Source organism: Acinetobacter sp. (assembly GCF_036666595.1).
Taxonomy (GTDB): Bacteria; Pseudomonadota; Gammaproteobacteria; order Pseudomonadales; family Moraxellaceae; genus Acinetobacter.
The window spans coordinates 47570-72504 of the sequence record NZ_JAVWVO010000004.1; the positions used below are offsets into that span (position 1 = coordinate 47570).

Here is a 24935-nt window from a genome sequence, read left to right on the forward strand (position 1 = left end):
GTCACATTTAAGCCATTAAATTAATAAAAACAGTTGTGGATTTTATAGTCTTGGTCTTTATAATCATGGCTTTTAGTACATATCCTTGTGGGATCACATACGATGACTGACTTAGTTCAGCAGTTGGCAAAAGAAATTGCCGTACGTCCAAATCAAATCGAGGCTGCCATCAAGTTGATTGATGAAGGTGCTAGCGTTCCATTTATTGCGCGTTACCGTAAAGAAGTCACGCAAGGCTTAGATGATGCGCAGTTACGTCAGCTCGATACACGTTTGGCTTATTTACGTGACTTATTTGAACGTCGCGACAAGGTAATTGAATCATTAAAAGAACAAGACAAATTGTCTGATGATTTATTGGCACGTGTAAATGCTGCTGAAACTAAAAATGCCTTAGAAGAAATTTACGCACCGTACCGTCCAAAACGGACCAGTAAATCATTTAAAGCCAAAGAAGCAGGCTTAGGCCCGATTGCAGAGAAAATCTTTGCAGAAGCGGTTGATCCAGCTGAAGCATTGGCAGGCTTTAGCCATGAAGATTACCCAGATCTAGAAAGTCAGTTGGATGCGATTCAACATATTCTAATTGATGACTGGGCGCAGAATATTGCACTGACAACTGAACTTAAGGCCACGTTTGCAAAAACGGCCACTTTAAAAAGTTTAGTGGCAAGTGATGAGAAAAAAGAAGTTGGCAAAAAATTCCGCGATTACTTCGACTTTTCTGAAAATTTAAATAAAGTCCCGTCACACCGTTTATTGGCTATGTTACGTGGCCGTCAAGAAAACGTTTTAGGTTTAAAAGTTGATGGCGAAGATGATGCACCATTGGCGCGTATTAAAACAGAATACAACCTTGAAACTGCACAGCCGCAAGCACGTCAAGACTATTTAAAACAAACGGCTAAATTGTTCTGGTTAGGCAAGGTTCGTCCAAGTATCGAACATTCGTTGCTCACTGAAAAACGTCTTGCAGCTGAATCTGAAGCAATGAATGTTTTTGCTGAAAACTTACGTCATTTGTTGTTGTCTGCACCTGCGGGCGCACGTATAACCTTAGGTGTGGACCCTGGCATCCGCACAGGGGTGAAATTGGCTGTGGTGAATGCATCAGGTGATGTACTTGCATATAGCACGATTTATCCATTTGCACCCAAAGATGATAAAGCGGGTTCAATTGCAGAACTTGCCCGTTTATGCCGCGAGTTCAATGTTGATCTGATTGCTATTGGCAATGGTACAGCAAGCCGTGAAACAGAAAACGTTGTGGCTGAAATGATGGCTGCAAACAGCGATTTAAAACTAACACGTGTTTCTGTATCAGAAGCGGGGGCATCGGTTTATTCAGCGTCTGAATTGGCATCTGCGGAGTTACCAGAGTTAGATGTGTCGATTCGTGGTGCAGTGTCGATTGCACGTCGTTTACAAGACCCATTGGCTGAACTGGTGAAAATCGATCCAAAATCGATTGGTGTAGGTCAGTACCAACATGATGTGAACCAAACTGGTTTAGCGAAAACCCTTGAAGCAGTCGTTGAAGACTGTGTGAACTCAGTGGGTGTGGATGTTAATACTGCATCATCTGCTATCTTGGGTTATATCGCAGGTTTGAATAAGTCGATTGCGCAGCAAATTGTTGATTTCCGTAAAGAAAATGGACGTTTTGACAACCGCCAAGATTTGAAAAAAGTGCCACGTTTAGGCGAGCGTACTTTTGAACAAGCGGCAGGTTTCTTACGTATTCAAGAGGGTTCAGAGCCACTGGATGCTTCTGCTGTTCACCCAGAGTCTTATGCGCTGGTGGGTAAAATTGTTGAAGCGAAAGCGACGACTCTAAAAGACATCATTGGTAATTCGGAAATCATTCGCCAAGTGAATGCTGAAGAATTTGCAGATGAGAAATTTGGTTTACCAACCATTCAAGATGTACTGTCTGAACTGGAAAAACCAGGTCGTGATCCGCGTCCAGAGTTCCGTACAGCAAAATTCCGTGAAGACATTACCGAAGTTGCGCAACTGACTGAAGGCATGCAGCTTGAAGGTGTCGTGACCAATGTGACGAACTTCGGTGCTTTTGTGGATGTGGGTGTACACCAAGACGGTTTAGTCCATATTTCAGAATTGGCCAATGAATTCGTGGCAGATCCGCATAAAGTGGTGAAGCCGGGGCAAATTGTACAAGTTCGTGTACTCACTGTAGATGCTGAGCGTAATCGTGTGAATTTGTCGATGCGCCCTGAAGGTGCTGAAGCGCCTAAAGCTCCACGTCAACCACGTCGTGAAAATACAGAGCGTAGTGAACGTAAACCACAAGGTAAACGTCCACAACAAGCACGTCCGCAAGGCGAGCGTGCTCAAACAAACAAGAAGCCGCAAACGGCTAAACCTCAAGAAAATAAAATTGGTGGTTTAGGTGCATTGTTACTTCAAGCAGGCATTAAAGGTTCGAAATAATCTTTAAAATTTGAATAAAAAAACCTCCCAAGTGGGAGGTTTTTTTTATGGTTACTTTTATCCGTTGATGATGGGCACGATCCAACTGGTGATAATCAGCATAATGCCAAAGTGCCCAAGCTTTCGGCAAACTTTGACAAAAGTTGGAGCGGGTTGTTCCAGTCGAGTGGCATAATCTTTGAAGCTTATGGATTGTGTACTACGGCTATGCCACAGGAAAACAGCAAGATCGATACAGATTAGAATCGTCCCGACATTGGCCACGATATCCATCATCACATAATCTTGTAAATACAGGCTACTGCCTACTCGGTAGCAGAGATAAATCGCAAAAGCGATACACACATATTGCAGTACGAAAGTAAAAGCGCGCATAAATTCACAAAATAAAAAAAGACGGCTGTTTATAACACAAAAAGTAGAAGGGTCACGTCGTCTTTATCTTTTGTCCACAAAAAAAGGTATGAGTCTTAACTGATTAGGCTTTGTCCAATCAGGCTGGAAAAAATTGAGATTAAACCTATTTTTGAAAAAATATTGCTATACATGCTTGGGGGTTGTGAAGTTGGCCCAGTTTCTGTTTCTAGCGAGCGTATTTCACTCGTCAGGGGAGTAGTCTGTTGTGGTGCGCGTTGGCTCTTAAAGCCAAATTCGAGCAAGATCATCAGCAAACCGCCATGAGTCAGCACTTGCCAGATTGAAATATGAGAGAGGGTGAGTTCTGTATATAGATTAAAAGCGGTAATTGCAGCAAAGATGAAGCAAAAAAGCTTGAATAAATAAAGTGCCTGCATTTCTCTTTTCCCTTTTATTGTTGCTCTTATGGTGAACTTTTTTTCTTAAGCTAATATTAAGGACTATAAAAGAGTGGTGAAAAATTTAGCTACCCAACCTTTGATCAAAAGTTGGGTAAATTGTAAGAAAACTTACCAGTGTTCACCTGGGAATAAGCGTGCATACGCTTTTTGTACCCAGTTGAGTTTTTGCTGTTCGCCTACAGATGCGGTAGAACTTGGGAATAAGTTATAACCAATCGACATGAGTTTATTGTTGATGTCTGGTGCGATTGAATAAGTGATTGATGCCAAACGACCTAAGTTGGTTGCGACCTTCTTCGGACGCTTCACAATCGCATAAGCAACTAGATCTGCTGCTTGTTCAGGCGAAAGAGTCGGGACGTATTTATAAATTTTTGTCGGCGCAATCATCGGGGTACGTACCAAAGGCATATAAACTGAAGTAATCGCAATTTTATGTGAATGCACTTCGGCAGAAAGACAGCGACTGAATGCATCTAATGCGGCTTTAGACGCCACATAGGCTGAGAAACGAGTGGCATTTGCCAATACGCCAATCGAGCTAATGTTAATAATATGCCCATCACGACGAATCATCATTTGTGGCAGGATGTTCATGACTAAACGTACCGCACCAAAGTAGTTAAGCTGCATGGTGCGTTCAAAGTCGTGGAAGCGTTCCGCTGACTCATGTACAGCACGGCGGATCGAACGACCTGCGTTATTAATTAAAATATCAATATGATCGACTGAAGCTAAAATCTGCTTAGAGACTTCATCAATCGAGTCTAAATCATTTAGGTCACATGGAAAAACAGAAGCTGAACCACCTTTGGCCTCGATTTCTGCTTTAACTTCATCTAGTGTTTCTTTGGTGCGCGAAACTAAAAGGACGTGCGCTCCTGCGTCAGCCAGTTTGTGTGCAACGGTTAAACCAATACCACTTGAAGCGCCTGTAATTAAGACGGTTTTTCCATTTACGCGTTCTTTAAAAAGTCTATCTATTCTTGAATTCACGTTATCATTCCTGATCTAAGTCAAATATTTGAGGGTTATGGCTGTTTTTGTATTCGATTATTTGGGCTGCATTTTCGAAGAAATGTAGCTGCTTTCCTTCACGGTATAATACCTAAACTGCTTAAAAATATCACGGCATAAGTTATTGAAATAATAAATAATTTTAGAGTAAAAGCTCTATTTTATTGGTTCTAATTACTTGTTTTTACCACGAATCCAAGCGAAGTGAAAGGGCTATCAATATAAAAGACAAACGTATAAAAAACCTCAATCATGTGATTGAGGTTTTAAGTTTAGTGGTCTGTATTTTAGACTTAAGCCAAGGCCTGTTCTAAATCTGCAATCAAATCATCAATATGTTCAATACCTACAGATAAACGCACCATATCAAGACTTACTCCAGCAGACTTTAATTCTGCTTCATTCAGTTGGCGATGTGTGGTGGTGGCAGGATGGCAGGCCAGACTTTTGGCATCACCAATATTGACCAAGCGAGTGAAGAGTTGCAGAGCATCAATAAAGCGAGTCCCACCTTCACGGCCATCTTGTACCCCAAAAGATAAAATCGCCGAAGGTTTTCCTTTGACATATTTTTGCGCTAAGCCATGCTGAGGGTGATCTTTCAGTCCCGCATAGTTGACCCATTTTACTTTGGGATGGGCTTGTAAATATTCTGCGACTTTCTGCGCATTTTCAGTATGACGTTCCATACGCAGGTTTAGGGTTTCTAAGCCTTGTAGAATCAAAAACACGCTTAAAGGGCTAATCGCAGCACCAGTATTGCGTAATGGCACCACGCGGGCACGTGCGATATAAGCTGCTTCGCCTAGAGCTTCGACATAGTTCACGCCGTGATAGCTTGGGTCTGGCGTATTCAGCACTTTAAAACGTTCAGGATATTTGCCCCAAGGGAATTTACCGCTGTCGACAATCGCACCGCCAATCGAGTTACCATGCCCACCAATATATTTGGTCAAGGAATGCACCACAATATCTGCTCCATATTCAAAGGGTTTCAGCAGTGCAGGCGTTGCGACAGTATTATCGACCACCACAGGCACACCATATTCATGTGCGATTTTGGCAATCGCTTCTAGGTCAATGATGTTGCCGAGTGGATTGCCAATCGATTCAACAAAGACCAACTTGGTTTTTGCATCAATTAAACCATGCAGGGCCTCTGGATCTTGATAATCAAAGAAACGTACCTCAATGCCTTGTTTCGGTAGAGTGTGGGCAAACAGGTTATAGGTGCCGCCGTACAAGGTCGAAACAGAAGCAATGTTGTCCCCTGCTTCGGTAATGGTTTGAATGGCGTAAGTAATGGCTGCCATGCCAGAGGCTAAGGCCAATGCACCAATGCCCCCTTCGAGTGCGGCTAAACGTTGTTCTAGTACCGCAGTGGTCGGGTTCATAATTCGGGTATAAATATTGCCTTGGACTTTAAGGTCAAATAAATCCGCACCATGCTGCGTATTATCAAAGGCATAAGACGTGGTTTGATAAATAGGTACGGCCACTGCTTTGGTGGTGGCTTCTGGGCTATAACCAGCATGGATAGCCAAAGTTTCATCTTTATAGGTCATGGGACTTCATCTGCGTGAGTTAAATATTGCACAGTCTATCATCAATGAATATGAGTGAAAGTGTGAAAATAATGAATATTTATCTAAAAAATTCATAAAGATGAGCTGAGAGCAGCTTCTTGTCTGCGGAAAAGTGAAATAAAATGGTGTTTAAAAAATAACCGTGCTGAAAGTTGTAACATTGCATTGAAGATCGGTTTCATGCCTTATTTTTTCAACGTATTCATCGTATAATGCCCGCAAATATTTTTTCGCTTCTTGCGATTTTTTGGTTTTTCTATTGAGGAGTCCTACGTGGCCCAATATATTTATACGATGAACCGAGTGTCTAAAATGGTTCCGCCTAAGCGCGAAATCTTAAAAGACATCTCTTTGTCATTTTTCCCGGGTGCAAAAATTGGTGTACTTGGTTTAAACGGTGCAGGTAAATCGACCTTGCTTCGTATTATGGCGGGCGTAGACAAAGATTTCTCTGGCGAAGCTCGTGCGCAACCGGGTATTAAAATCGGTTACCTAGAACAAGAGCCGCCACTTGATCCAAATAAAGATGTGCGTGGAAACGTAGAAGATGGTTTACGTGAACCATTGGATGCTTTGGCACGTTTGGACGAAGTATTTGCTGAATATGCAGCAGAAGATGCAGACTTTGATGCACTGGCAAAAGAGCAAGAAAAACTTGAAGCGATTATCCATTCATGGGATGCGCACAACCTCAGCAACCAAATGGATCAAGCTGCAGCTGCCTTGAACCTTCCAGCTTGGGATGCAGATGTAAGCTTGCTTTCTGGTGGTGAGCGTCGTCGTGTTGCATTGTGTCGTTTGCTTTTATCTAAGCCAGACATGTTGCTGCTTGACGAACCGACGAACCATTTGGATGCAGAATCTGTGTCTTGGTTAGAGCGTTTCTTGAAAGACTTTGCCGGCACGATTGTGGCGATTACGCACGACCGTTATTTCTTAGATAACGTGGCGGAATGGATTCTTGAGCTTGACCGCGGTATGGGTATTCCATATCAAGGTAACTATTCTTCTTGGTTAGAGCAGAAGAACGCGCGTCTAGAACAAGAGAACAAGCAAGAAGAGTCTTTTGCTAAAGCATTGAAGAAAGAACTTGAATGGGTTCGTTCAAATGCCAAAGGTCAGCAAAAGAAAAACAAAGCGCGCATGGAGCGTTTTGAAGAGCTTAACTCACGCGAATTCCAACAGCGTAACGAAACTTCTGAAATCTATATTCCACCTGGCCCACGTCTAGGTAATAAAGTAGTAGAAGTGGAAGGCATCAGCAAATCATTTGATGGTCGCGTACTGTACGAAAACCTAAGCTTTACCGTACCGCCTACAGCAATTGTGGGTATCGTGGGTCCAAACGGTGCGGGTAAAACCACACTATTCCGTATGATGACTGGTGAACAACAGCCAGATACGGGTACGGTGACTTTGGGTGAGTCGGTTAAAGTGGCGTATGTCGGTCAGATTCGTGACACTTTGGATAACAACAAAACCGTTTGGGAAGAAGTTTCTGGCGGTTTGGATATCTTAAGAATTGGCGATTATGAAATTGCATCACGTGCTTATATCGGTCGCTTTAACTTTAAAGGTCAAGACCAGCAGAAGCGTGTAGGTGAGTTGTCAGGTGGTGAGCGTAACCGTTTACAACTGGCGAAAATCCTGCAAATGGGCGCAAACGTCATCTTACTGGATGAGCCATCGAACGACTTGGATATCGAAACCTTACGTGCGCTTGAGGATGCAATTCTTGTATTCCCTGGTACTGTAATGGTGGTGTCGCACGACCGTTGGTTCCTTGACCGTATTGCAACGCACATCTTGTCGTTTGAGAACGAACAGCCTGAATTCTACGAAGGTAACTATGCTGAATATGAAGCCTATCGTTTAGCGCGTTTGGGTGATGCTGCGGTTCAAAAACGCACCAAATACAAGAAAATTGGCGGTTAACGCTTCCGTTAATTCAATTAAAAAAACCAGCCTTCGGGCTGGTTTTTTTATGCTTAGCAATTGCCGCTTAAGGAGTTTTAGGGGCATTCACTTGTAAGCTAATAATGGTGTAATACTGATTTTTAGGTTTTGCTTTGGCATCGACTTTTTCGCTCACTTCAATCAGGTATTGCCCAGCTTGTGCAAACGTGAGTGTGGCATGGCCTTGTGTGTCGACAGGTGTGCTTTTCGCTTGTTGCTCAAGCTCACCTTGAGCACGAACCATGAGTTCTGCATGCGCTAGGGCTTTGCCTGCTTGAGTAATTTGCAGTTGTACAGGTTGTTGCACCGTGATTTGGTTTGGATGGGTTTTGAAGTTGACTTGAATTGGGGCTGGCGTTACAGCGACAGGTGAGGTGCTGTCTTTGCTTACATAGCTTTGAATGCTCCATTCTCGAACCGTAGAGACCTTGCTAGGTACTTTGCCTTTAAAGTCACTCGGAATGACATAGTCACGCTCGCTTAAAGCAGGGACTTTGTCTGCAGCAACATCGGCAAAGATTTTCCATTGACGATTATGTTGTACATATTCAATTGGATATGATGTTTTAGCGGAAATGGTATAAGTACCTTTTTCTGGTAGCTTAAGATCAAATGCAGTTGCAGATTCTAAGTGCTTCTGTGCTTGAATCGTAGTCTGTGTTTGGTTTGGTTGGAAAACGCTGAATGAAATATCTTTTAGGGCATATTCAGGATGAAAGGCTTGTTCCGCATAGGCGCTCAATACAGGGACTTGGGTATTTTCAGTGTGATACGCCAGTGGAGCGACGTAGGGTTCATGTGCTTGAGACACTGAACAGAACAAGAGTGTGCAGAGTAGAGCGTTTTTCATAGAGGCTAGGCCTAAAAATATTTCGTAAGATGAGGTTTTTGATTATATCGAGAAAAACTAACAAGTGATAATAATTATTATTTATTCTTTGAGCAGATAAAAGGGAGTACATAGACTCCCTTTTTGGATGCGGGTTCTAAGTTAAAACTTAGATTTCCCACTCATGGTCGCACTCGCGGCATTTCCATTTTTTCTGAGACTGCATGAAGCCTTGCATTGAAATCTTAAAATCAGGAAGGTCGCGGTAAAATAGGAAGCCTGCAATTACACATACGATGAAAACCACAACCGTTGCAATTTGTAGTGTTGAGCCAGCGCCATCCCCGAACAGCCACATTGCGATGCTAATGAGCACCAAAAGTAATAATACAAAAATGGCTGGAACCAAAAAAACTAGACTTTTAGGCACAACAGGGCGCGTTGCTGGAGCCCCTGCTTGAGCAACCGGCATAATTTTTGGGCTTTGACATTGAGGACAACGATATTGCATTACAACTCCAAAATTCGAATTATGCCGTATTCTAATCGGATTGGAGCAAAAAGCCAAAAAGCGTAGTAATGAAGTGCTGATAATTTTGAGGCAATAAAAAACCCAAGTCATAATGCTTGGGTTTTTTACCAGATGTTGCCATCTTAAATATGGCGTCCCTACGGGGATTCGAACCCCGGTTACCGCCGTGAAAGGGCGATGTCCTAGGCCTCTAGACGATAGGGACTTATTGAGGCATCACGTTGAGTGGTTATTACCGTCTCTCTGTGTGAGCGCTATATTAGGGATATAACGCCCATGCGTCAACTAAAAAATCAATTAAGCTTCATCAACTGCGTCATTTTTCGGCAATTTTAGACTTTCATTGAGTTTTTCCCAAACTTTTGCTTCTTTTTTGCTTGGACCACCCACAATTTCAAGGGCATGGCGTAAGCGCGCGAAGGTTAAGTCAGGGCCAATGGTGACCATGGTTTGCATCACAGGGGTCGAAGCGGTTGAACCGGCAATCGCAATAAAGAACGCTGGCATAAAGTCACGGAGCTTAATTTCCATTTGGCTGGCTAAGTCCATCAAGGTTTGACTTACGGTGTCATTGTTCCATGTGAACATGCTTTCCAAACGCCAAATCGCAAATTGAAGACTTTGACGAACTTGTTCTTCGCTCAGTTTCTTGCTTTCAAACTGTTCTTTGGTCAAGCTTGGGAACTGGTTAAAGTAATGCGCAGACCAGTTCACCGCTTCTGAAAGCAAGTTGATACGAGGTTGAATCGCTGCTGCGATGTCTTCGAGCATCTTACGATCTGCTTTCCATGCCAATAAAGTATCTAGCAGTTCAGCAGGGCTTAAGCCTTTGATCCATTGACCATTAAGCCAATTCAATTTTTCCACATCAAAAATTGGACCACCGAGGGATACCCGTTGAATATCAAAGTGTTCAATCATCTCGGCCAATGTGAATTTTTCGCGTTCATCTGGCATCGACCAGCCCATACGGCCTAAGTAGTTCAACAAGGCTTCAGGCAAGACACCAATATTTTTGTAGTAGTTAATAGAGGTTGGGTTCTTACGTTTCGACAGTTTTGATTTGTCTGGGTTACGTAGTAATGGCATATGACCCAGTACAGGCATTTCCCAACCAAAGTATTGATACAGCAACTGATGTTTAGGTGCAGAAGGCAGCCATTCTTCGCCACGGAAAACGTGGGTAATTTGCATCAAATGGTCATCAACGACATTGGCAAGGTGATAGGTTGGTAAACCATCGGTTTTAAGCAAGACTTGCATGTCCACTTGCATCCAAGGAATTTCTACTTCCCCACGCAGTAAGTCATTGACTGTACAAATGCCTTCTTCGGGCACTTTCATACGAATCACGTGTGGCTCACCTGCAGCAAGGCGACTTTGGACTTCTTCAGCAGATAATTTTAAACCACGGCCATCGTACTTTGGTGTTTCACCACGGGCCTGTTGTTCTGCACGCATTTGATCCAACTCTTCGCTTGTAGCAAAGCAGTAGAACGCATGACCTTTTTCGACCAAATCCAGTGCATATTGCTTATAGATATGCATACGTTCAGACTGGCGATATGGCGCATGTGGGCCGCCAATATCTGGACCTTCAGACCAATTCAATCCTAACCAACGCAATGAATCTAAAATCATTTTTTCAGATTCAGGAGTCGAACGAAGTTGGTCGGTATCTTCAATCCGTAGAATAAATTCACCACCATGTTGCTTGGCATAGCATAAGTTAAATAACGCAATATACGCTGTGCCCACATGCGGGAAGCCAGTTGGAGAGGGTGCAATACGAGTACGAACAGTCATAGCCAATTATGATTCAGAATGTAAATTGAGGTCTATTATAACGAAAAAGCCCGACCACTTAATGCTTAATTCAACATTCAGTGATCAGGCTTTTGTGTGCAAATGTCATAACTTGAGAGAGGTTATGACACTGTGGCTTATTTTTAGTTTAGAGGAACAATGATTGCACAAAACGGCTAAAGCGCTGGTTTTGTGTAGCAAAGAAATTTTGTGTCGGCGCAACTTTGATTGAGGTCATGATTTTTAAATCAGTATCCGTCATCGTGGTTCTATCACTGCCTTTTTGTTGGCTGAGCGCTTTTTCAATCAATGATGTTTTTTCAGTGGGCATCGTTGCTTTGTCATTGCTTTGAATGGCTGCACTATGTCCCAGTTGGCTAAAACAAGCCAAGCCGATACTCAACGTAACGGTATGTAAGAATGTTGCTTTCATGTCCTTTTCCCCCTCTCAACATGGTATTGGAACAGATTTTTATTAAAGTCATTGGTAATCTAGTTTCAATTTAACCGATTTTACAAATAAAAAAGTAGAACTGTGTCACACAATTTACAAAATTATAAACAAATTTGGGCTAAATTGACATTTAAACATCAAATATAAATCATTTGGCTTTTTGTACCAAATAACTGTGGAGATAGCATGGAGATTTTGAGCTTGATCTGTGGAGGATGGATATGGGCTTATCCTTAAAAGTGCACAAAATAGTCCTTTTAGAGATATCTTTTTATCAGATATAAAAACTATAATTAATTATAACTAGATGATTGTGTTGATTTTTTGTTGTTTATATAGTGAGCAAATTCAGTTCGAGTATAAAGCAATGAAAAAAATATTAGCGACATCTATTTTAGTATTACTTGGGGGCTTTGCAGCCAGTGCTTATGCGGCAAAAGATTTTTTAAATGTGTCTTATGATCCGACCCGTGAGTTTTATCAAGAATATAACCAAGCCTTTGGACAGTATTGGAAAAGCAAAACTGGGCAGGAGGTCAACTTTAAGCAGTCTCATGGTGGATCGGGCAAGCAAGCACGTGCCGTTGCAACGGGTTTACAAGCAGATGTGGTGACCTTGGCCTTGGCCAATGATATTGATGAAATTGTGAATACTGGACAAATTGATAAAAACTGGCAAAAAGAATTTCCAAATAATTCTGCACCTTATACTTCAACCATTGTTTTTTTAGTGCGTAAGGGTAATCCCAAACAAATTAAAGACTGGAATGATTTAACCAAACCGGGGGTTGAGATCATTACCCCAAATCCAAAAACAGGGGGCGCGCCGCGTTGGATTTATTTATCGGCTTGGGGTTATGCATTAAAACAACCGGGAGGTAATGATGCTAAAGCCAAAGAATTGGTGAAAAAACTTTATCAAAATGTCAAAGTCCTTGATTCAGGCGCACGAGGTTCATTAACCACGTTTGCTGAACGAGGCATAGGTGATGTGTTGTTGTCTTGGGAAAATGAAGCTTTACTGGCGACCCAAGGGCTAGGTAAAGACAAATACGATATTGTTTATCCCTCTATTTCGATTTTAGCGGAGCCATCTGTTGCGATTGTAGACAAAACCGTGGATAAAAATGGCAATCGAAATTTGGCCAAGGGCTATTTAAACTATCTGTATTCGCCAAAAGGTCAGGAGTTGGCGGCGAAGCATTTCTTCCGTCCACGAAATAAACAAGTGGCGACCAAATACCTTGCTCAGTTTCCAAAGCAAAAAACCTTTAATATTAATGATGTCTTTGGAGGGTGGGCCAAAGCGCAGAAAACTCACTTTGTAAATGGTGCGATCTTTGATCAAATTTATACTGAAAAATAAACGTGCTGTGGTTTGACGCGATCACGTTCGGACATAAAAGTGGATATACGCATATCCACTTTTATTATATTTTAAGCATAAAAATATATATAATAAGAATAAGTAAAGTGTTTGCTGTTATTTTAAATAAAAACAATTCATTAAGTCTCAGTGATTCAAAAATAACGGGTATTTAAAAAACAAAAGTGAATTGCGATTTATGATTTTGTTTCATATATTTAGCATAATTCTTGATATTTAATTTAATACGCCATGAAAACGCATTTGAAATCTTTCTGGGCTGCTGCCGTAGTGGCAACAGGTCTAACATTTAGTATGACATCAGCTCAAGCGGCTGACCGTACTATGCTCAATGTCTCCTATGATGCAACACGTGAATTTTACGATGAGTTCAATAAATCCTTTGGTGCCTATTGGCAAAGTCGTACAGGACAAACGGTCGACTTTAAACAGTCACACGGTGGTTCAGGTAAACAAGCCCGTTCGGTCGTGGATGGTCTAAAAGGGGATGTGGTGACGTTGGCCTTAGCCAATGACATTGAAGAAATTGTCAAATCGGGTCAAATTCAGCCGGGTTGGCAAAAAGAGTTCCCAAATAACTCTGCACCTTATACATCGACCATTGTGTTCATGGTACGCAAAGGCAACCCGAAAAAAATTAAGGACTGGTCTGATTTAACCAAACCGGGTGTACAAATTATTACGCCTAATCCTAAAACAGGCGGTCTACCACGTTGGGTGTATCTGTCTGCTTGGGGTTATGCACTGAAACAACCCGGTGGCAATGAGGCGAAAGCCAAAGAGTTCGTAGGTAAAATGTACCATAACGTAAAAGTCATGGACTCTGCGGCACGGGCGTCTATGACCACCTTTGCAGAACGTCGCATTGGTGATGTGTTATTGACTTGGGAAAATGAAGCCTTAGTGACACAAAAAACTTTAGGTAAAAATCAATTCGATATTGTTTATCCATCGATCTCGATTTTAACTGAGCCTTCGGTGGCAATCGTGGATAAGACCGTGGCTAAAAATGGCAACAAGTGGTTAGCACAGGGTTATATCAACTATTTATATTCACCACTGGGTCAGGAAATGGCGGCGAAACACTTCTATCGTCCGCGTAATGCTGCAGTTTTAGAAAAATATAAAGCGCAATTTCCACCTTTAAAAACCTTCACTATTGATGAGGTGTTTGGTGGTTGGGCCAATGCTCAAAAGACCCACTTTGTGAATGGGGCGACCTTCGACCAAATCTATAATAGCCGTAAATAATCCAGTTAATTATTTCAGCTGCTGCTTAAAAAGCCTCCCTTGGGAGGCTTTTTTGATAATGAATGCCGTTTAAAAACGGTTTTGTCTATGAAAAGTAATATTTCCCTACAAAAAGTCGTTTGGAGCTTTGTTAAAACAAGGTAATAATGTGCAGTTACATTTTTCCTTCCGATCATATTGAGTCTTTATGTCGCATATTTCTGTATTACTTCACGAAACTGTTGATGCTTTGGTAGCAGATCGCAATACAGGGATTTTCATTGACGGGACGTTTGGTCGTGGCGGACATACGCGTTTGCTGTTGTCTAAGCTGGATGAAAATGCACGTGTCTATGGTTTTGATAAAGACCCGCAAGCACTGGAAACAGCCGCGATTTTAGAACAAGAAGATCCACGGTTTAAAATTATCCATGCCAGCTTTGCTGACCTTAAACATGAGTTAGAAGTACGCGGTATTGGCTTGGTAGATGGCGTTATGGCCGATTTGGGCGTGTCTTCACCGCAGCTTGATCAGGCGGAGCGTGGCTTTAGTTTTATGAAAGATGGACCACTGGATATGCGTATGGACAATTCAAAAGGTCCAACCGCAGCGCAGTGGTTGGTCAATATTGAGGAAGAGGCGTTAGCCAATATTATTTTTCAATACGGTGAAGAGCGTTATAGCCGTCGTATTGCCAAAGCAATTAAAGCGGCTGGGTTGATTGAAACCACAGCGCAGTTGGCTGAAATTGTGAAAGTGGCACACCCGAAATGGGAAAAAAATAAACATGCCGCAACACGAACTTTCCAAGCAATTCGTATTGCCATTAATAAAGAATTAGAAGATATTGAGGTTTTCCTACCGCAAGCGGTAGACGTATTAAAACCGAATGGTCGCTTGGCTGTGATTAGCTTCCATTCGCTAGAAGATCGATTAATTAAACAATTTATTCAAAAAGAGTCGACACTTGAGGAAGACATGGGTTGGGGTATGCCACAACAACGACCAGATACACGTCGTTTAAAGAAAGTATCACGTGTGAAAGCAAGTGATGCCGAGGTTAAAGCCAATCCACGTTCACGTAGTGCATGGCTTAGAGTTGCAGAGCGCTTAGCACTTAAAGGCGAATAATGAAAACTGAAGTCGTTGAAAAAATTCCAACAAAGTTAAAGTTTAAGAAGCTGATTGTCTATGTCATTTTATTGGTGCTGGTGTTTATCAGTGCCATGATGGTGGTGTTCCAAGTGTTTGAATACCGTCATGACTATCGCGAAATGAGTTCTTTTATGCGCGAGCGTGATGACTTAAATGCAGAGTGGGGCCGTTTGTTGATTGAACAGCAAACTTTTGGCGCAACTGCACAAATTGGAACACGCGCAGTGACGCAATTGCGGATGTATTCACCACCTGCGGCGCAAACCGTAGTGATTTCTTTACCCACGACTTCAGAAGACAAAAAATAAGGCCGCTGTAACATGGTAGAAAAGCGTAAACCCACTCGTAAAAAACAGCAAGCGGTGACTGAAAAATCGGCTCTACAGGTTGAAATGTGGCGCTTTTATCTCATGTGGGCAGTGGTTTTAGCTTGCTTTATTGCTTTGGTTGGACGTGCTTTTTACGTACAGGTCATCAATACCGAATTTTTGCAAAACAAAGCCAATGCCAATATTTTAAGAACTGAAAAAATTAAAGCCATGCGCGGTGTGATTTATGACCGTCATGGTGTGCCTTTGGCGATCAGTACGCCGATCATGAAAGTGGTGATTGATCCACGTGATTATTTTGATAATAAAAAACTGTTTGATGAAATTACCGCTGAATTAGCCAAAGATCCACACAATCGTAAATTGAAGCGTCAATTACCAGACAAAAACCTAAATCTGGATGAACTGGCTGATGCCGTGGGTATGGATCGTGCGGAACTGAAGCGGAAACTGAATGAACGTCCGCGTTCGCGTTACTTGGTCTTAAAAAAAGAAGTGCCACCTCAGCAAGCTGAACTGATTGCGAAACGTGAGTTCCAAGGGGTGTATACCGAAAAGAACTACAAGCGTTACTATCCGCAACCACAACCGAATGCGCAAATTATTGGTTTGACCAACAGTGAAGGTTCGGGCATTGAAGGTTTAGAAATGCAGCTGAATCAACGCCTGTCGGGTATTGATGGTGAGCAGCAAATTGTTCGAGATAAAAAGGGCAATCGTTTTAAAGATGCTGAAGTGGTTAAAGAAGTTGAGCCGGGTGAAAATATTACGCTCAGTATTGACTCGCGCCTTCAGTACATTATGTACCGTGAACTGACCGCTGCGGGTGTAGCCAATAATGCACGTTCTGCAACAGCGATTGCGGTCGATGTGAAAACGGGTGAAATTTTAGCGATGGCGTCGTGGCCGTCGTATAACCCGAACGATAAAAATAGTTTGTCCAATAAAGACGCCATGCGTAACCGTGGTGCGGTTGACTCTTTCGAGCCGGGTTCAACCATGAAGCCTTTGACCATTTCAATGGCTTTGGAAAGCGGCAAATACATGCCGAATACTGTGGTCAATACCACTCCGGGTTCGATGCGAGTCGGTAACCATACCATTCGAGATACGCATAACTACGGTCCACTAACTTTGGGCGGGATTATTCAAAAATCGTCTAACGTAGGTGTGGCTAAAATTGCCTTGTCTCTCCCTTATGCAACTTTACCGACTTTTTATAAACGTCTTGGTTTTGGTCAGCGTTCTGCGGTTAAATTCCCGGGTGAAAGTGGTGGTTTAATTCTGCCACCAAGTAAATGGAATGTATCGGAAGTGGCGACCATGGCGTATGGCTACGGTTTAAATGCGACTGTGCTGCAAATGGTGGATGCTTATGCCATGTTGGCCAATAAAGGCGTGAAAATGCCTTTGAGTTTGTATAAGTTAGATGCGCCACCTCGTGGTGAGCAAATGATTGATCCAAAAATTGCGGATCAAGTTTTGTTGATGATGGAAACGGCAACTTTACCGGGTGGTACCGCGACTCGTGCGACTATTCCGGGTTACCGTGTGGGTGGTAAAACAGGAACCGCACATAAGTTGCGTGCGGACCGTAAAGGCTACTCAACCAATGAATATCGTGCACTTTTTGCTGGTGTTGCACCCGTTAGCGATCCGCGTTTAGCAATGGTGGTTGTGGTCGAAAACCCGCAAGGGACCTACTATGGTGGTACGGTGTCTGCGCCTGTATTTGCCCGTGTTATGCAAGAATCCTTACGTTTAATGAACGTGCCTTTAGATAAACCTTTAGATGCTCCTGTAATCAAGAGATAGGTGATGAATGTCCATTACATTTCAACAACTCTATACCGCTAACTTAAGCGCTGAATGGATGGCACAGCCATTTCAAGGTTTTGTTCTTGATAGTCGTAAAGTACAGGCAGGGCAAATTTTTATTGCGCTGACATCGCTTTCACAACCTGAAAAAACAGTGCAGTTTGCACAAATAGCCTTGGACAAAGGGGCTTTAGCGGTGGTGAGTGAAACTGAACTTGGACTTGAAAACAGCATTGTGGTGCCGAATGTACGTCACTTGATGGGGGGCTGGCAAAAGCAATTTTTGTTGGCCACTAGTCAAGTACAGCCTGCTCGCATTTTAGCGGTGACAGGAACGAATGGTAAAACTACCATTTCTCGTTTGGTTGCTGAGCTGCTGATGTTGCAAGGTAAGTCTTGTGCTGTGATGGGCACGACAGGAAATGGCATTTTACCGAATTTAGAAGCATCGTCGCATACCACCTTGGATGCGTTACATTTACAAAATGCACTACATACTTATGCCAAGCAAGGTGCTGAATTTGCATCGATTGAAGCCTCTTCACATGGTTTGGAGCAAGGCCGTTTAGCGGGCAGTGAGATTGAAATTGCTGCATATAGCAATTTAAGTCGCGACCATTTGGACTACCATGGCACGCTTGAGGCCTATGCCGAAGCTAAATCTGGCTTGTTTCAATTTCCATCATTGAAAGTTGCAGTCATCAATCTGGATGATGAGCATGCTAGAGTCATGATTCAAGCGGCACAAAATAATCCAGCCCAACCGAAAATTTTGACCTATTCAACCACGCAGCCTGCAGACTATCAGGTGAAGAATATTCAATATAGCCTGACGGGTGCGAACTTTAGCCTGTCTACGGCACAGGCCGAATATCAGGTACAGAACCCATTATTGGGTCATTTTAATATTGAAAATTTGGTCGCAAGTTTAATTATGGTTGAACAAGCGGGTTTTGATTTAGCCGATGTGGTTGCTACGACAGCACAGCTCAAGGGTGCACCAGGCCGTATGCAAGTGATTCGTGATGATGCGCGTTTATTTGTGGTTGATTATGCGCATACGCCTGATGCTCTGGTGCAAGTCTTAAGCACGTTGAAGCGCCATGTAGAACAGCAACTCTGGGCGGTATTTGGCTGTGGTGGAGACCGCGACCGTGGCAAACGCCCACTCATGACCCAAGCTGCTTTAAATGGAGCGGATGTAGTGTTGTTGACTTCAGATAACCCACGTACCGAAAATCCTGAGCAAATTTTTGCTGATATGAAAGCGGGTGTTGATTTCTCAACTCGTGTGGTTCATGAAATTCATGATCGTCGTGAAGCGATTAAATTTGCAGTCCAACAGGCCCAAGCGGGTGATATTGTCGTGATTGCCGGCAAAGGTCATGAAAACTATCAAGAAATAGAGGGTGTTCGGCATTGGTTTGACGATGTCGTCGAAGTGCAATCCGCGATTGATGCACAGCACCACACTACTGATTCTGCTTATCCTGCACACTAAGGAAGTCGTATGCATACCTCAACAACCAGCACAGTGCCTTTAGTGTCATGGACCGCCGCACAGTTACTTGAAGCCACCCAAGGTTATTGGCTAAATGATCAAGCGCCAAATACTGAAATTAAACGTATTTTGACGGATTCACGTGATGCAGAAGCAGGAGATGCTTTCTTAGCACTCAAAGGCGAACGTTTTGATGCACATGCTTTTATTACGCAAGTTGCTGAACAAGGTTGCCAAGTGGCCATTGTGAGTCAGCCTATAGATGCAGAGATTTGTCAGTTGGTGGTGCCTGATACACGTTTGGCATTGGGACAACTGGGGGCTTATCGTCGTGCACAAAACCCACAGCTAAAAGTGATTGCGCTGACGGGGAGTAGTGGTAAAACCACCACCAAAGAAATGTTAGGTAGTATTTTGTCACGTATAGCACCAACGTTGGTGACCCGTGGCAACCTGAATAATGATTTGGGTGTGCCAGTCATGTTGTTGGAATTACGTCCTGAGCATCAATATGCAGTGATGGAATTGGGTGCAAGCCATCAAGGTGAAATTGACTATACCTCGAATTTGGTCCAGCCCTTGGTGGCAGGCATTATCAATATTGGTACAGCACACTTGGGTGAGTTTGGTGGACGCGATGGTATCTGCCGTGCCAAGTCTGAGATTTATGCGCATATTGCCCCAAATGGGACATCTATTGTTCCTGCGGCCGATGACTTTACTGATAGCATTCGCCAAGCAGTACAAACCGAACAGGTACTCAGCTTTGGTGCGGGTGGAGAAGTCTTTGCCACTGAGATTGAACTACAGGCACAGTCGGCAACGTTTAAGCTAAATACCCCGCAAGGCATGCGTCAGGTGAATTTGCCGTTTGCTGGTGAGCATAATGTTCAAAATGCGACCGCTGCGGCAGCTTTTGCTTTAGCGATTGGCATCCGTTTGGATGAGATTGTGATTGGCCTTGAGCAAGCGGTCGGTGCAAAAGGGCGTTTGAACTTTATTCAACAAGGCCATCATTTGTTGATTGATGATACCTATAATGCCAACCCAACTTCTATGCGTGCCGCTGCTGAAGTGCTTGCACAGCAAGCGGGGGTTCGAGTGATGGTGATGGGCGATATCGGTGAGCTAGGTAGCTCTGCTGCACAGCAACACTATATGCTGGGGCGTGATTTGGTCTCAGTGAAAGGGCTGAACTTCGTGGTGGCTGTCGGTGAATTTGCACCTGCGGCACAAGAAGGCGCACGCAGCACCCAATATGGCAAAAAAATGCAGGCTTTTTTAACTCAAGAGCAGGCTTTGCCGTTCTTACTTAGTTTAATTGAAACACATCAACCCCAGTCTATGAGTTTCCTCTTTAAAGGTTCTCGTTATACCCATATGGAAACGTTGATGGCTGATTTGATGGAGAAACTCTAAATGTTGTTATGGTTATTTGAACAACTGGCGGGCTACCATAGTTCGTTTCAGGTGGTTCGTTATTTAACATTGCGTTCTTTGCTCAGTGTTTTAACCGCACTGACCATTGGTCTAGTGCTCGGTCCTGTGATGATTCGCAAGTTGCAAGCACTCAAATATGGTCAAGCCGTGAGTTCATATGCTCCTGAAAATCATGCCAAAAAAATGGGTACACCAACCATGGGTGGGGTGCTGATCTTACTCTCAATTGGTATCTCCACACTGTTGTGGGCAGACTTATCCAACCCGTATGTATGGATTGTCTTGGCGGTGATGGTGATTTTTGGTGCAGTGGGTTGGGCTGATGACTGGATCAAGATTCGCTATAAAGACAATGCAGGCTTACCTGCCCGTAAAAAGTTCTTCTGGACGTCGCTTGCGTCATTGGGCGCAGGTATTGCGCTATATGTAATTGCACAGCAACAGACCAATCCTGTACATACCGCAAATATGCTGGATCTGCTGATTCCATTTTTTAAAGATTTAAGTATTCCTTTGTCGGTGATTCCGCTGGGTATTGGTTTTATCATTTTCACGTATTTGGTGATTAATGGTGCATCAAATGCCGTGAACCTGACCGATGGTTTGGACGGTTTAGCGATTATGCCTGTGGTACTGGTTGCTGCAGGTCTAGGTGTATTTGCATATTTGGCTGGTGATGTCCGTTTTGCCAATTATTTACATATTCCTTATGTACGCTTTGCCTCTGAGTTGGTGGTGATTTGTGCAGCTATGATTGGCGCAGGTTTGGCCTTCCTTTGGTTTAATGCACACCCTGCACAGGTCTTCATGGGCGATGTGGGTGCATTATCATTGGGTGCAATGCTTGGTACAATTGCGGTTATGGTTCGTCAGGAAATTGTCTTTGCTATTATGGCTGGTGTGTTTTTGGTCGAAGCGATTTCAGTCTTCTTGCAAATTGGTTCCCTTAGAATGCGCAATAAACGGGTATTCCTGATGGCGCCATTACACCACCATTATGAGAAAAAAGGCTGGCGTGAAACCCAAGTGGTGATTCGTTTCTGGATTATCACAATTATGCTGGTAGTTTTAGGGCTAATGACCTTAAAATTGCGCTAAGCAAAAGTATGAAAAGAGTCGGCATTTGCCGGCTTTTTTTATGCCTGAGGTAATGTCTTGGAGAAAATAATGAATCTGCTCATGTGTCCTGTGTGTCGTGAGGCTTTAACTTTAAACGAAAGAACATGGCGCTGTGCGAATTCACATAGTTATGATGTGGCGAAACAAGGCTACGTCAATCTGCATGTGGTGCAACATAAGCACAGCAAAAATCCGGGGGATACGCCTGAGTCGGTACAAGCCCGTCGTGCATTCTTAAGTGCAGGTTATTACGCGCCGTTACAGCAAGCAGTGGTAAATAAGGTGCGTGAGTTACGTATTGAAAATTTACTCGATATCGGCTGTGGTGAAGGCTATTACACCGATGCGATGCAGGCTGAAGTGCTGCAATGCATCGGTGTGGATATTGCAAAAAATGCGGTTCAAGTGGCTGCGAAAATCAATAAAAACATTACTTGGGTGGTGGGTACAGGGGCAACTTTACCCGTGTTGGATCAATCGATTGATCTGTGTAGTAGTTTGTTTAGCCCGATTCCAAAACAGGAGATTTTACGGGTACTCAAGCCGCAAGGATATTTGTTGGTGGTGACGCCTGCGCCTCAGCATTTATATGCAATGCGTGAGGCCTTGTTTGAAGAGGTGAAGCCGCATGAACCGAGCAAATTTGTAGAACAGTTGAGTGATGCATTTGATTTGGTGAGTGATGATGTTGTCGATGCTGAACTTAAGCTCAATCAGCAGGACTTACAAAACCTGATTGCGATGACCCCTTATGCCTATAAAGCAAAACAAGAGCGCCGTGAAGCTTTAGAGGCTCAAACAGCTTTTGAACTACACGCCCAGTATCAAATTTTACTGTTTCAGAAAAAAGCATAAGTATAAAAAAGCCCGCAAATGCGGGCTTATATTATTGGACTTGATCAATCAAATGATCGAGCGCATCCGATTTAGGTTTCGGTTGTTCTTTGGGTGCTTGCATGGTGGGTGGGGTGCTATTCTTTGGAACCAACGTTTCCTCCTCACCCGGCAAATCATCAAAGTCACGCTCAGGAGCACGTGGAACCACCACAGGTGCAGGGCGATACAACGGCTGCGCCAAGGGTGGGGTTGGGCCTAAGTTGCTCTGAGGTGCTTCTTTCTGATGGCGTTGAATCGGCGCTTTGGCTTTGGCATCGAGTTGAACCCAAGCCGAAGGCGTGCCTTGTAAGGCTTTGGCCATGAAATCTGTCCAAATCGGGAGCGCAGCCACACCGCCATATTCGCGGCGCCCTAAAGTTGTTGGTTGGTCGAAACCGACCCACGCTACAGTCACCAATTTACCATTAAAGCCGGCAAACCAAGCATCTTTTGCATCATTGGTGGTTCCTGTTTTACCGCCCAAGTCATCTCGTCCAATACGCAGCGCAGCACGGCCTGTACCATGTTGAATCACGTCTTTTAAAATATTCGCCATATCATAAGCAGAGCTGGATTTTAAAATACGTTGCGCTTGACGATAGTCACTGTTGATCTCCACTGGATTTGCCGATTTTTCAGCAGGGTTCAAATCTTGGTTGGTGACTTCAATGACTTCATCATCAGGTGTGATGGTGTCAGCAGACTGAGGATTTGATTCTTGTTGAGAGATACAACTGATACATGCATATTCAGGGTTGTTCTGATAAATGACCTTGCCATAGGCATCTTCAATACGATTGATGAAGTGTGGTTGAATACGATAACCGCCATTGGCAAAGGCTGAGTATCCAGTAGCCATTTGAATCGGTAAAACCTGAGGTGTTCCGAGTGCGATGGTATAGTTCCGCGGAATCTGTTCATCGGTTAAGCCGAAGTCCATGAACAATTGGCGTGTACGTTCAATGCCCACGGTTTGCAGGAGTCGAACTGACACGGTGTTACGCGATAAATAGAGTGCTCGACGCAGGGGAATCATGCCTAAATAGCGACCATCGGCATTACGCGGTGACCATTTTCCAATGGTGATCGGGCTGTCATTGACCATGCTATACGGTGTCATACCGCGCTCTAAAGCGAGTGCATAGACAAAAGGTTTAATAATCGAACCTGGTTGGCGCCAGCCTTGTGTGGTTCGGTTAAATTTAGATTGATAAAAATTATAACCACCAACCAAGGCTTCTACAGCGCCATTGTTTGGGTTAAGTGCAATCAGCTGGCCCTGAACTTTAGGCAGTTGCACCAAAGCCCATGAGGTTTTATTGTCATTGGGACGCAGACGCACAATGTCTTTCACTTTAACAATTTGAGATGCTCTTGATGGTGCACCGCCTACCGCATTCGCATTGCGATAAGGACGTGTCCAAGACATGCCAGACCATGGCACTGTCACTGTTGAGCCATCTTGCATTAAGGCATCAAAACTATTTTGATTGACACGGGTAACTTCAGCAGGGAAGGTGTTGGCAAATGCACTAAAGCTACTTAAGGGTTTGTCATGAGCTTCCGCACCACGCCAACCATGACGACGGTCATAGGCTTCTAAACCATCTTGTACCGCTTGTTCGGCATAGGCTTGGCGTTCACTGTTGATGGTGGTGTAGACCTTATAACCAGAGTCAATTGCATGTTCGCCAAACTTTTCAATCAGTTCGCTACGGACCATTTCGCCGATGTAGGGAAATCGATTGCTTACCCCACGGTCAGGCATATCGAGGTTAATTGGTTCCGCAATGCCTTTTTCATATTGGCTTTGGTTAATGTAGCCTAGCTGGAGCATACGACCCAAAATCCAGTTACGACGTTCTAAAGCACGTTCGGGGTTGACCACTGGATTGTATTTAGACGGCGCTTTAGGCAGACCTGCAATCATTGCCATTTGCGCAATGCTGAGTTCATCTAAGCTTTTGTTGTAGTAGATTTTAGCTGCCGCTGCGATACCGTAGGCATTTTTACCCAAGAAAATCTTGTTGACATAGAGGGTTAAGATTTCCTCTTTCGTCAAATTTTGTTCAATTTTTCGTGCTAGAAAAACTTCAGTCAACTTACGTTTTAACGTACGCTCGGGACTGAGATAATAGTTTTTGGCCACTTGCATGGTGATGGTCGAGCCACCCGTTTGGACGTTGGAGCCAGTAATACTTTCACTGACTGCACGTCCTAAACCTTTAAAACTGATACCACTATGCTCAAAAAAAGAAGAATCTTCAGCCGCTAAAAAGGCATGAATAAAACTTCGCGGGATTTGATCGTAATCTACGGGTACAGATAGCTTGCCACCGTATTCCGAAATGAGTTGGTTATCCGCACTATAAACTTGTAAAGGTTTTAGTAATGGCGCCTTTTTTAGAGTTGTCATTTGCGGCAAAGATGGGGCAATATAGAGATACATGCCATAAAAACCCATTGGAATTGAGACCAACATTATAATAATGATCAAAAAAAATGGATGAACACGGCCCGAACAAGATAGCTTTTTCATAACAAGTAAGTTTTAATAAGAGCTAATGGCAAACTAATTAGCGGTCAGTATATCCTGTACACATACGGAATGTTAGATGAGTTATTGT

At 43.4% G+C, this 24935-nt stretch carries 20 protein-coding genes and 1 tRNA gene; 11 read left to right on the plus strand and 10 right to left on the minus strand.

Annotated elements, in window-relative coordinates:
• Positions 1 to 102 precede the first annotated feature (102 nt).
• Positions 103 to 2454 carry a Tex family protein gene (locus RR876_RS07165; protein ID WP_332476374.1) on the plus strand — a complete coding sequence of 784 codons (2352 nt, stop codon included), beginning with the start codon at positions 103 to 105 and terminating at the stop codon, positions 2452 to 2454.
• Positions 2455 to 2511: 57 nt separating this feature from the next.
• On the opposite strand, the gene RR876_RS07170 is transcribed toward RR876_RS07165, so the two are convergent.
• The 4 genes from RR876_RS07170 to RR876_RS07185 form a co-directional block, all read right to left on the minus strand.
• Entirely contained in the window at positions 2512 to 2829 is a 318-nt protein-coding gene (locus RR876_RS07170; RefSeq protein WP_332476376.1) for a hypothetical protein, read from the minus strand.
• 95 nt (positions 2830 to 2924) lie between these two features.
• Positions 2925 to 3248 carry a hypothetical protein gene (locus RR876_RS07175; RefSeq protein WP_332476377.1) on the minus strand — a complete coding sequence of 108 codons (324 nt, stop codon included), beginning with the start codon at positions 3246 to 3248 and terminating at the stop codon, positions 2925 to 2927.
• 132 nt (positions 3249 to 3380) lie between these two features.
• The gene (locus RR876_RS07180; RefSeq protein WP_126035024.1) at positions 3381 to 4268 is read right to left on the minus strand and encodes an SDR family NAD(P)-dependent oxidoreductase; all 888 of its coding nucleotides are present in this window, start codon (positions 4266 to 4268) and stop codon (positions 3381 to 3383) included.
• 314 nt (positions 4269 to 4582) lie between these two features.
• A complete protein-coding gene (locus RR876_RS07185) occupies positions 4583 to 5854 on the minus strand; it encodes an aminotransferase class I/II-fold pyridoxal phosphate-dependent enzyme (protein WP_332476378.1) in 1272 nt (423 codons plus the stop codon).
• Between the two features lie 294 nt (positions 5855 to 6148).
• On the opposite strand from RR876_RS07185, the gene ettA reads away from it, so the two are divergent.
• Positions 6149 to 7810 (plus strand): energy-dependent translational throttle protein EttA, encoded by a 1662-nt coding sequence (gene ettA / locus RR876_RS07190; RefSeq protein WP_004978114.1) that lies wholly within the window; start codon positions 6149 to 6151, stop codon positions 7808 to 7810.
• Between the two features lie 67 nt (positions 7811 to 7877).
• On the opposite strand, the gene RR876_RS07195 is transcribed toward ettA, so the two are convergent.
• From RR876_RS07195 to RR876_RS07215, 5 genes are all read right to left on the minus strand, one after another.
• Positions 7878 to 8681, minus strand: coding sequence for a DUF4198 domain-containing protein (locus tag RR876_RS07195; RefSeq protein WP_332476379.1), 804 nt, complete (start codon positions 8679 to 8681; stop codon positions 7878 to 7880).
• Between the two features lie 148 nt (positions 8682 to 8829).
• Positions 8830 to 9171 carry a membrane protein gene (locus tag RR876_RS07200; protein WP_010327661.1) on the minus strand — a complete coding sequence of 114 codons (342 nt, stop codon included), beginning with the start codon at positions 9169 to 9171 and terminating at the stop codon, positions 8830 to 8832.
• Between the two features lie 150 nt (positions 9172 to 9321).
• Positions 9322 to 9397, minus strand: a tRNA-Glu gene (locus RR876_RS07205).
• Positions 9398 to 9489: 92 nt separating this feature from the next.
• On the minus strand, positions 9490 to 10998 hold the full coding sequence (gene gltX, locus RR876_RS07210) for a glutamate--tRNA ligase (RefSeq protein ID WP_332476380.1): 1509 nt from the start codon (positions 10996 to 10998) through the stop codon (positions 9490 to 9492).
• 148 nt (positions 10999 to 11146) lie between these two features.
• Complete coding sequence (locus RR876_RS07215; RefSeq protein ID WP_087011782.1) at positions 11147 to 11431, minus strand: hypothetical protein; 285 nt, start codon at positions 11429 to 11431, stop codon at positions 11147 to 11149.
• Positions 11432 to 11819: 388 nt separating this feature from the next.
• On the opposite strand from RR876_RS07215, the gene RR876_RS07220 reads away from it, so the two are divergent.
• From RR876_RS07220 to RR876_RS07260, 9 genes are all read left to right on the plus strand, one after another.
• A complete protein-coding gene (locus tag RR876_RS07220; RefSeq protein ID WP_151835952.1) occupies positions 11820 to 12818 on the plus strand; it encodes a sulfate ABC transporter substrate-binding protein in 999 nt (332 codons plus the stop codon).
• A 252-nt stretch (positions 12819 to 13070) separates the two neighbouring features.
• The gene (locus RR876_RS07225) at positions 13071 to 14090 is read left to right on the plus strand and encodes a sulfate ABC transporter substrate-binding protein (protein WP_332476381.1); all 1020 of its coding nucleotides are present in this window, start codon (positions 13071 to 13073) and stop codon (positions 14088 to 14090) included.
• Positions 14091 to 14277: 187 nt separating this feature from the next.
• A complete protein-coding gene (gene rsmH / locus RR876_RS07230; protein ID WP_058951622.1) occupies positions 14278 to 15201 on the plus strand; it encodes a 16S rRNA (cytosine(1402)-N(4))-methyltransferase RsmH in 924 nt (307 codons plus the stop codon).
• Entirely contained in the window at positions 15201 to 15533 is a 333-nt protein-coding gene (gene ftsL, locus RR876_RS07235) for a cell division protein FtsL (RefSeq protein ID WP_279744364.1), read from the plus strand. The genes rsmH and ftsL overlap by 1 nt, the downstream gene beginning before the upstream one ends.
• A gap of 12 nt (positions 15534 to 15545) precedes the next feature.
• Positions 15546 to 17369 (plus strand): penicillin-binding protein PBP3, encoded by a 1824-nt coding sequence (ftsI, locus tag RR876_RS07240; protein ID WP_010327652.1) that lies wholly within the window; start codon positions 15546 to 15548, stop codon positions 17367 to 17369.
• Positions 17370 to 17376: 7 nt separating this feature from the next.
• Positions 17377 to 18873 (plus strand): UDP-N-acetylmuramoyl-L-alanyl-D-glutamate--2,6-diaminopimelate ligase, encoded by a 1497-nt coding sequence (locus RR876_RS07245; protein ID WP_332476382.1) that lies wholly within the window; start codon positions 17377 to 17379, stop codon positions 18871 to 18873.
• A 9-nt stretch (positions 18874 to 18882) separates the two neighbouring features.
• Complete coding sequence (gene murF, locus RR876_RS07250) at positions 18883 to 20292, plus strand: UDP-N-acetylmuramoyl-tripeptide--D-alanyl-D-alanine ligase (protein ID WP_332476384.1); 1410 nt, start codon at positions 18883 to 18885, stop codon at positions 20290 to 20292.
• Positions 20293 to 21411: a phospho-N-acetylmuramoyl-pentapeptide-transferase gene (mraY, locus tag RR876_RS07255; protein ID WP_058951625.1), complete on the plus strand. Its 1119-nt coding sequence runs from the start codon at positions 20293 to 20295 to the stop codon at positions 21409 to 21411. It begins immediately after the preceding gene.
• A gap of 69 nt (positions 21412 to 21480) precedes the next feature.
• Positions 21481 to 22287 carry a methyltransferase domain-containing protein gene (locus RR876_RS07260; protein ID WP_332476386.1) on the plus strand — a complete coding sequence of 269 codons (807 nt, stop codon included), beginning with the start codon at positions 21481 to 21483 and terminating at the stop codon, positions 22285 to 22287.
• 31 nt (positions 22288 to 22318) lie between these two features.
• Here RR876_RS07260 and ponA read toward each other — a convergent pair whose 3' ends face one another.
• Positions 22319 to 24847, minus strand: a complete 2529-nt coding sequence (gene ponA, locus RR876_RS07265; protein WP_332476387.1) for a penicillin-binding protein PBP1a — start codon at positions 24845 to 24847, stop codon at positions 22319 to 22321.
• Positions 24848 to 24935: the final 88 nt, after the last annotated feature.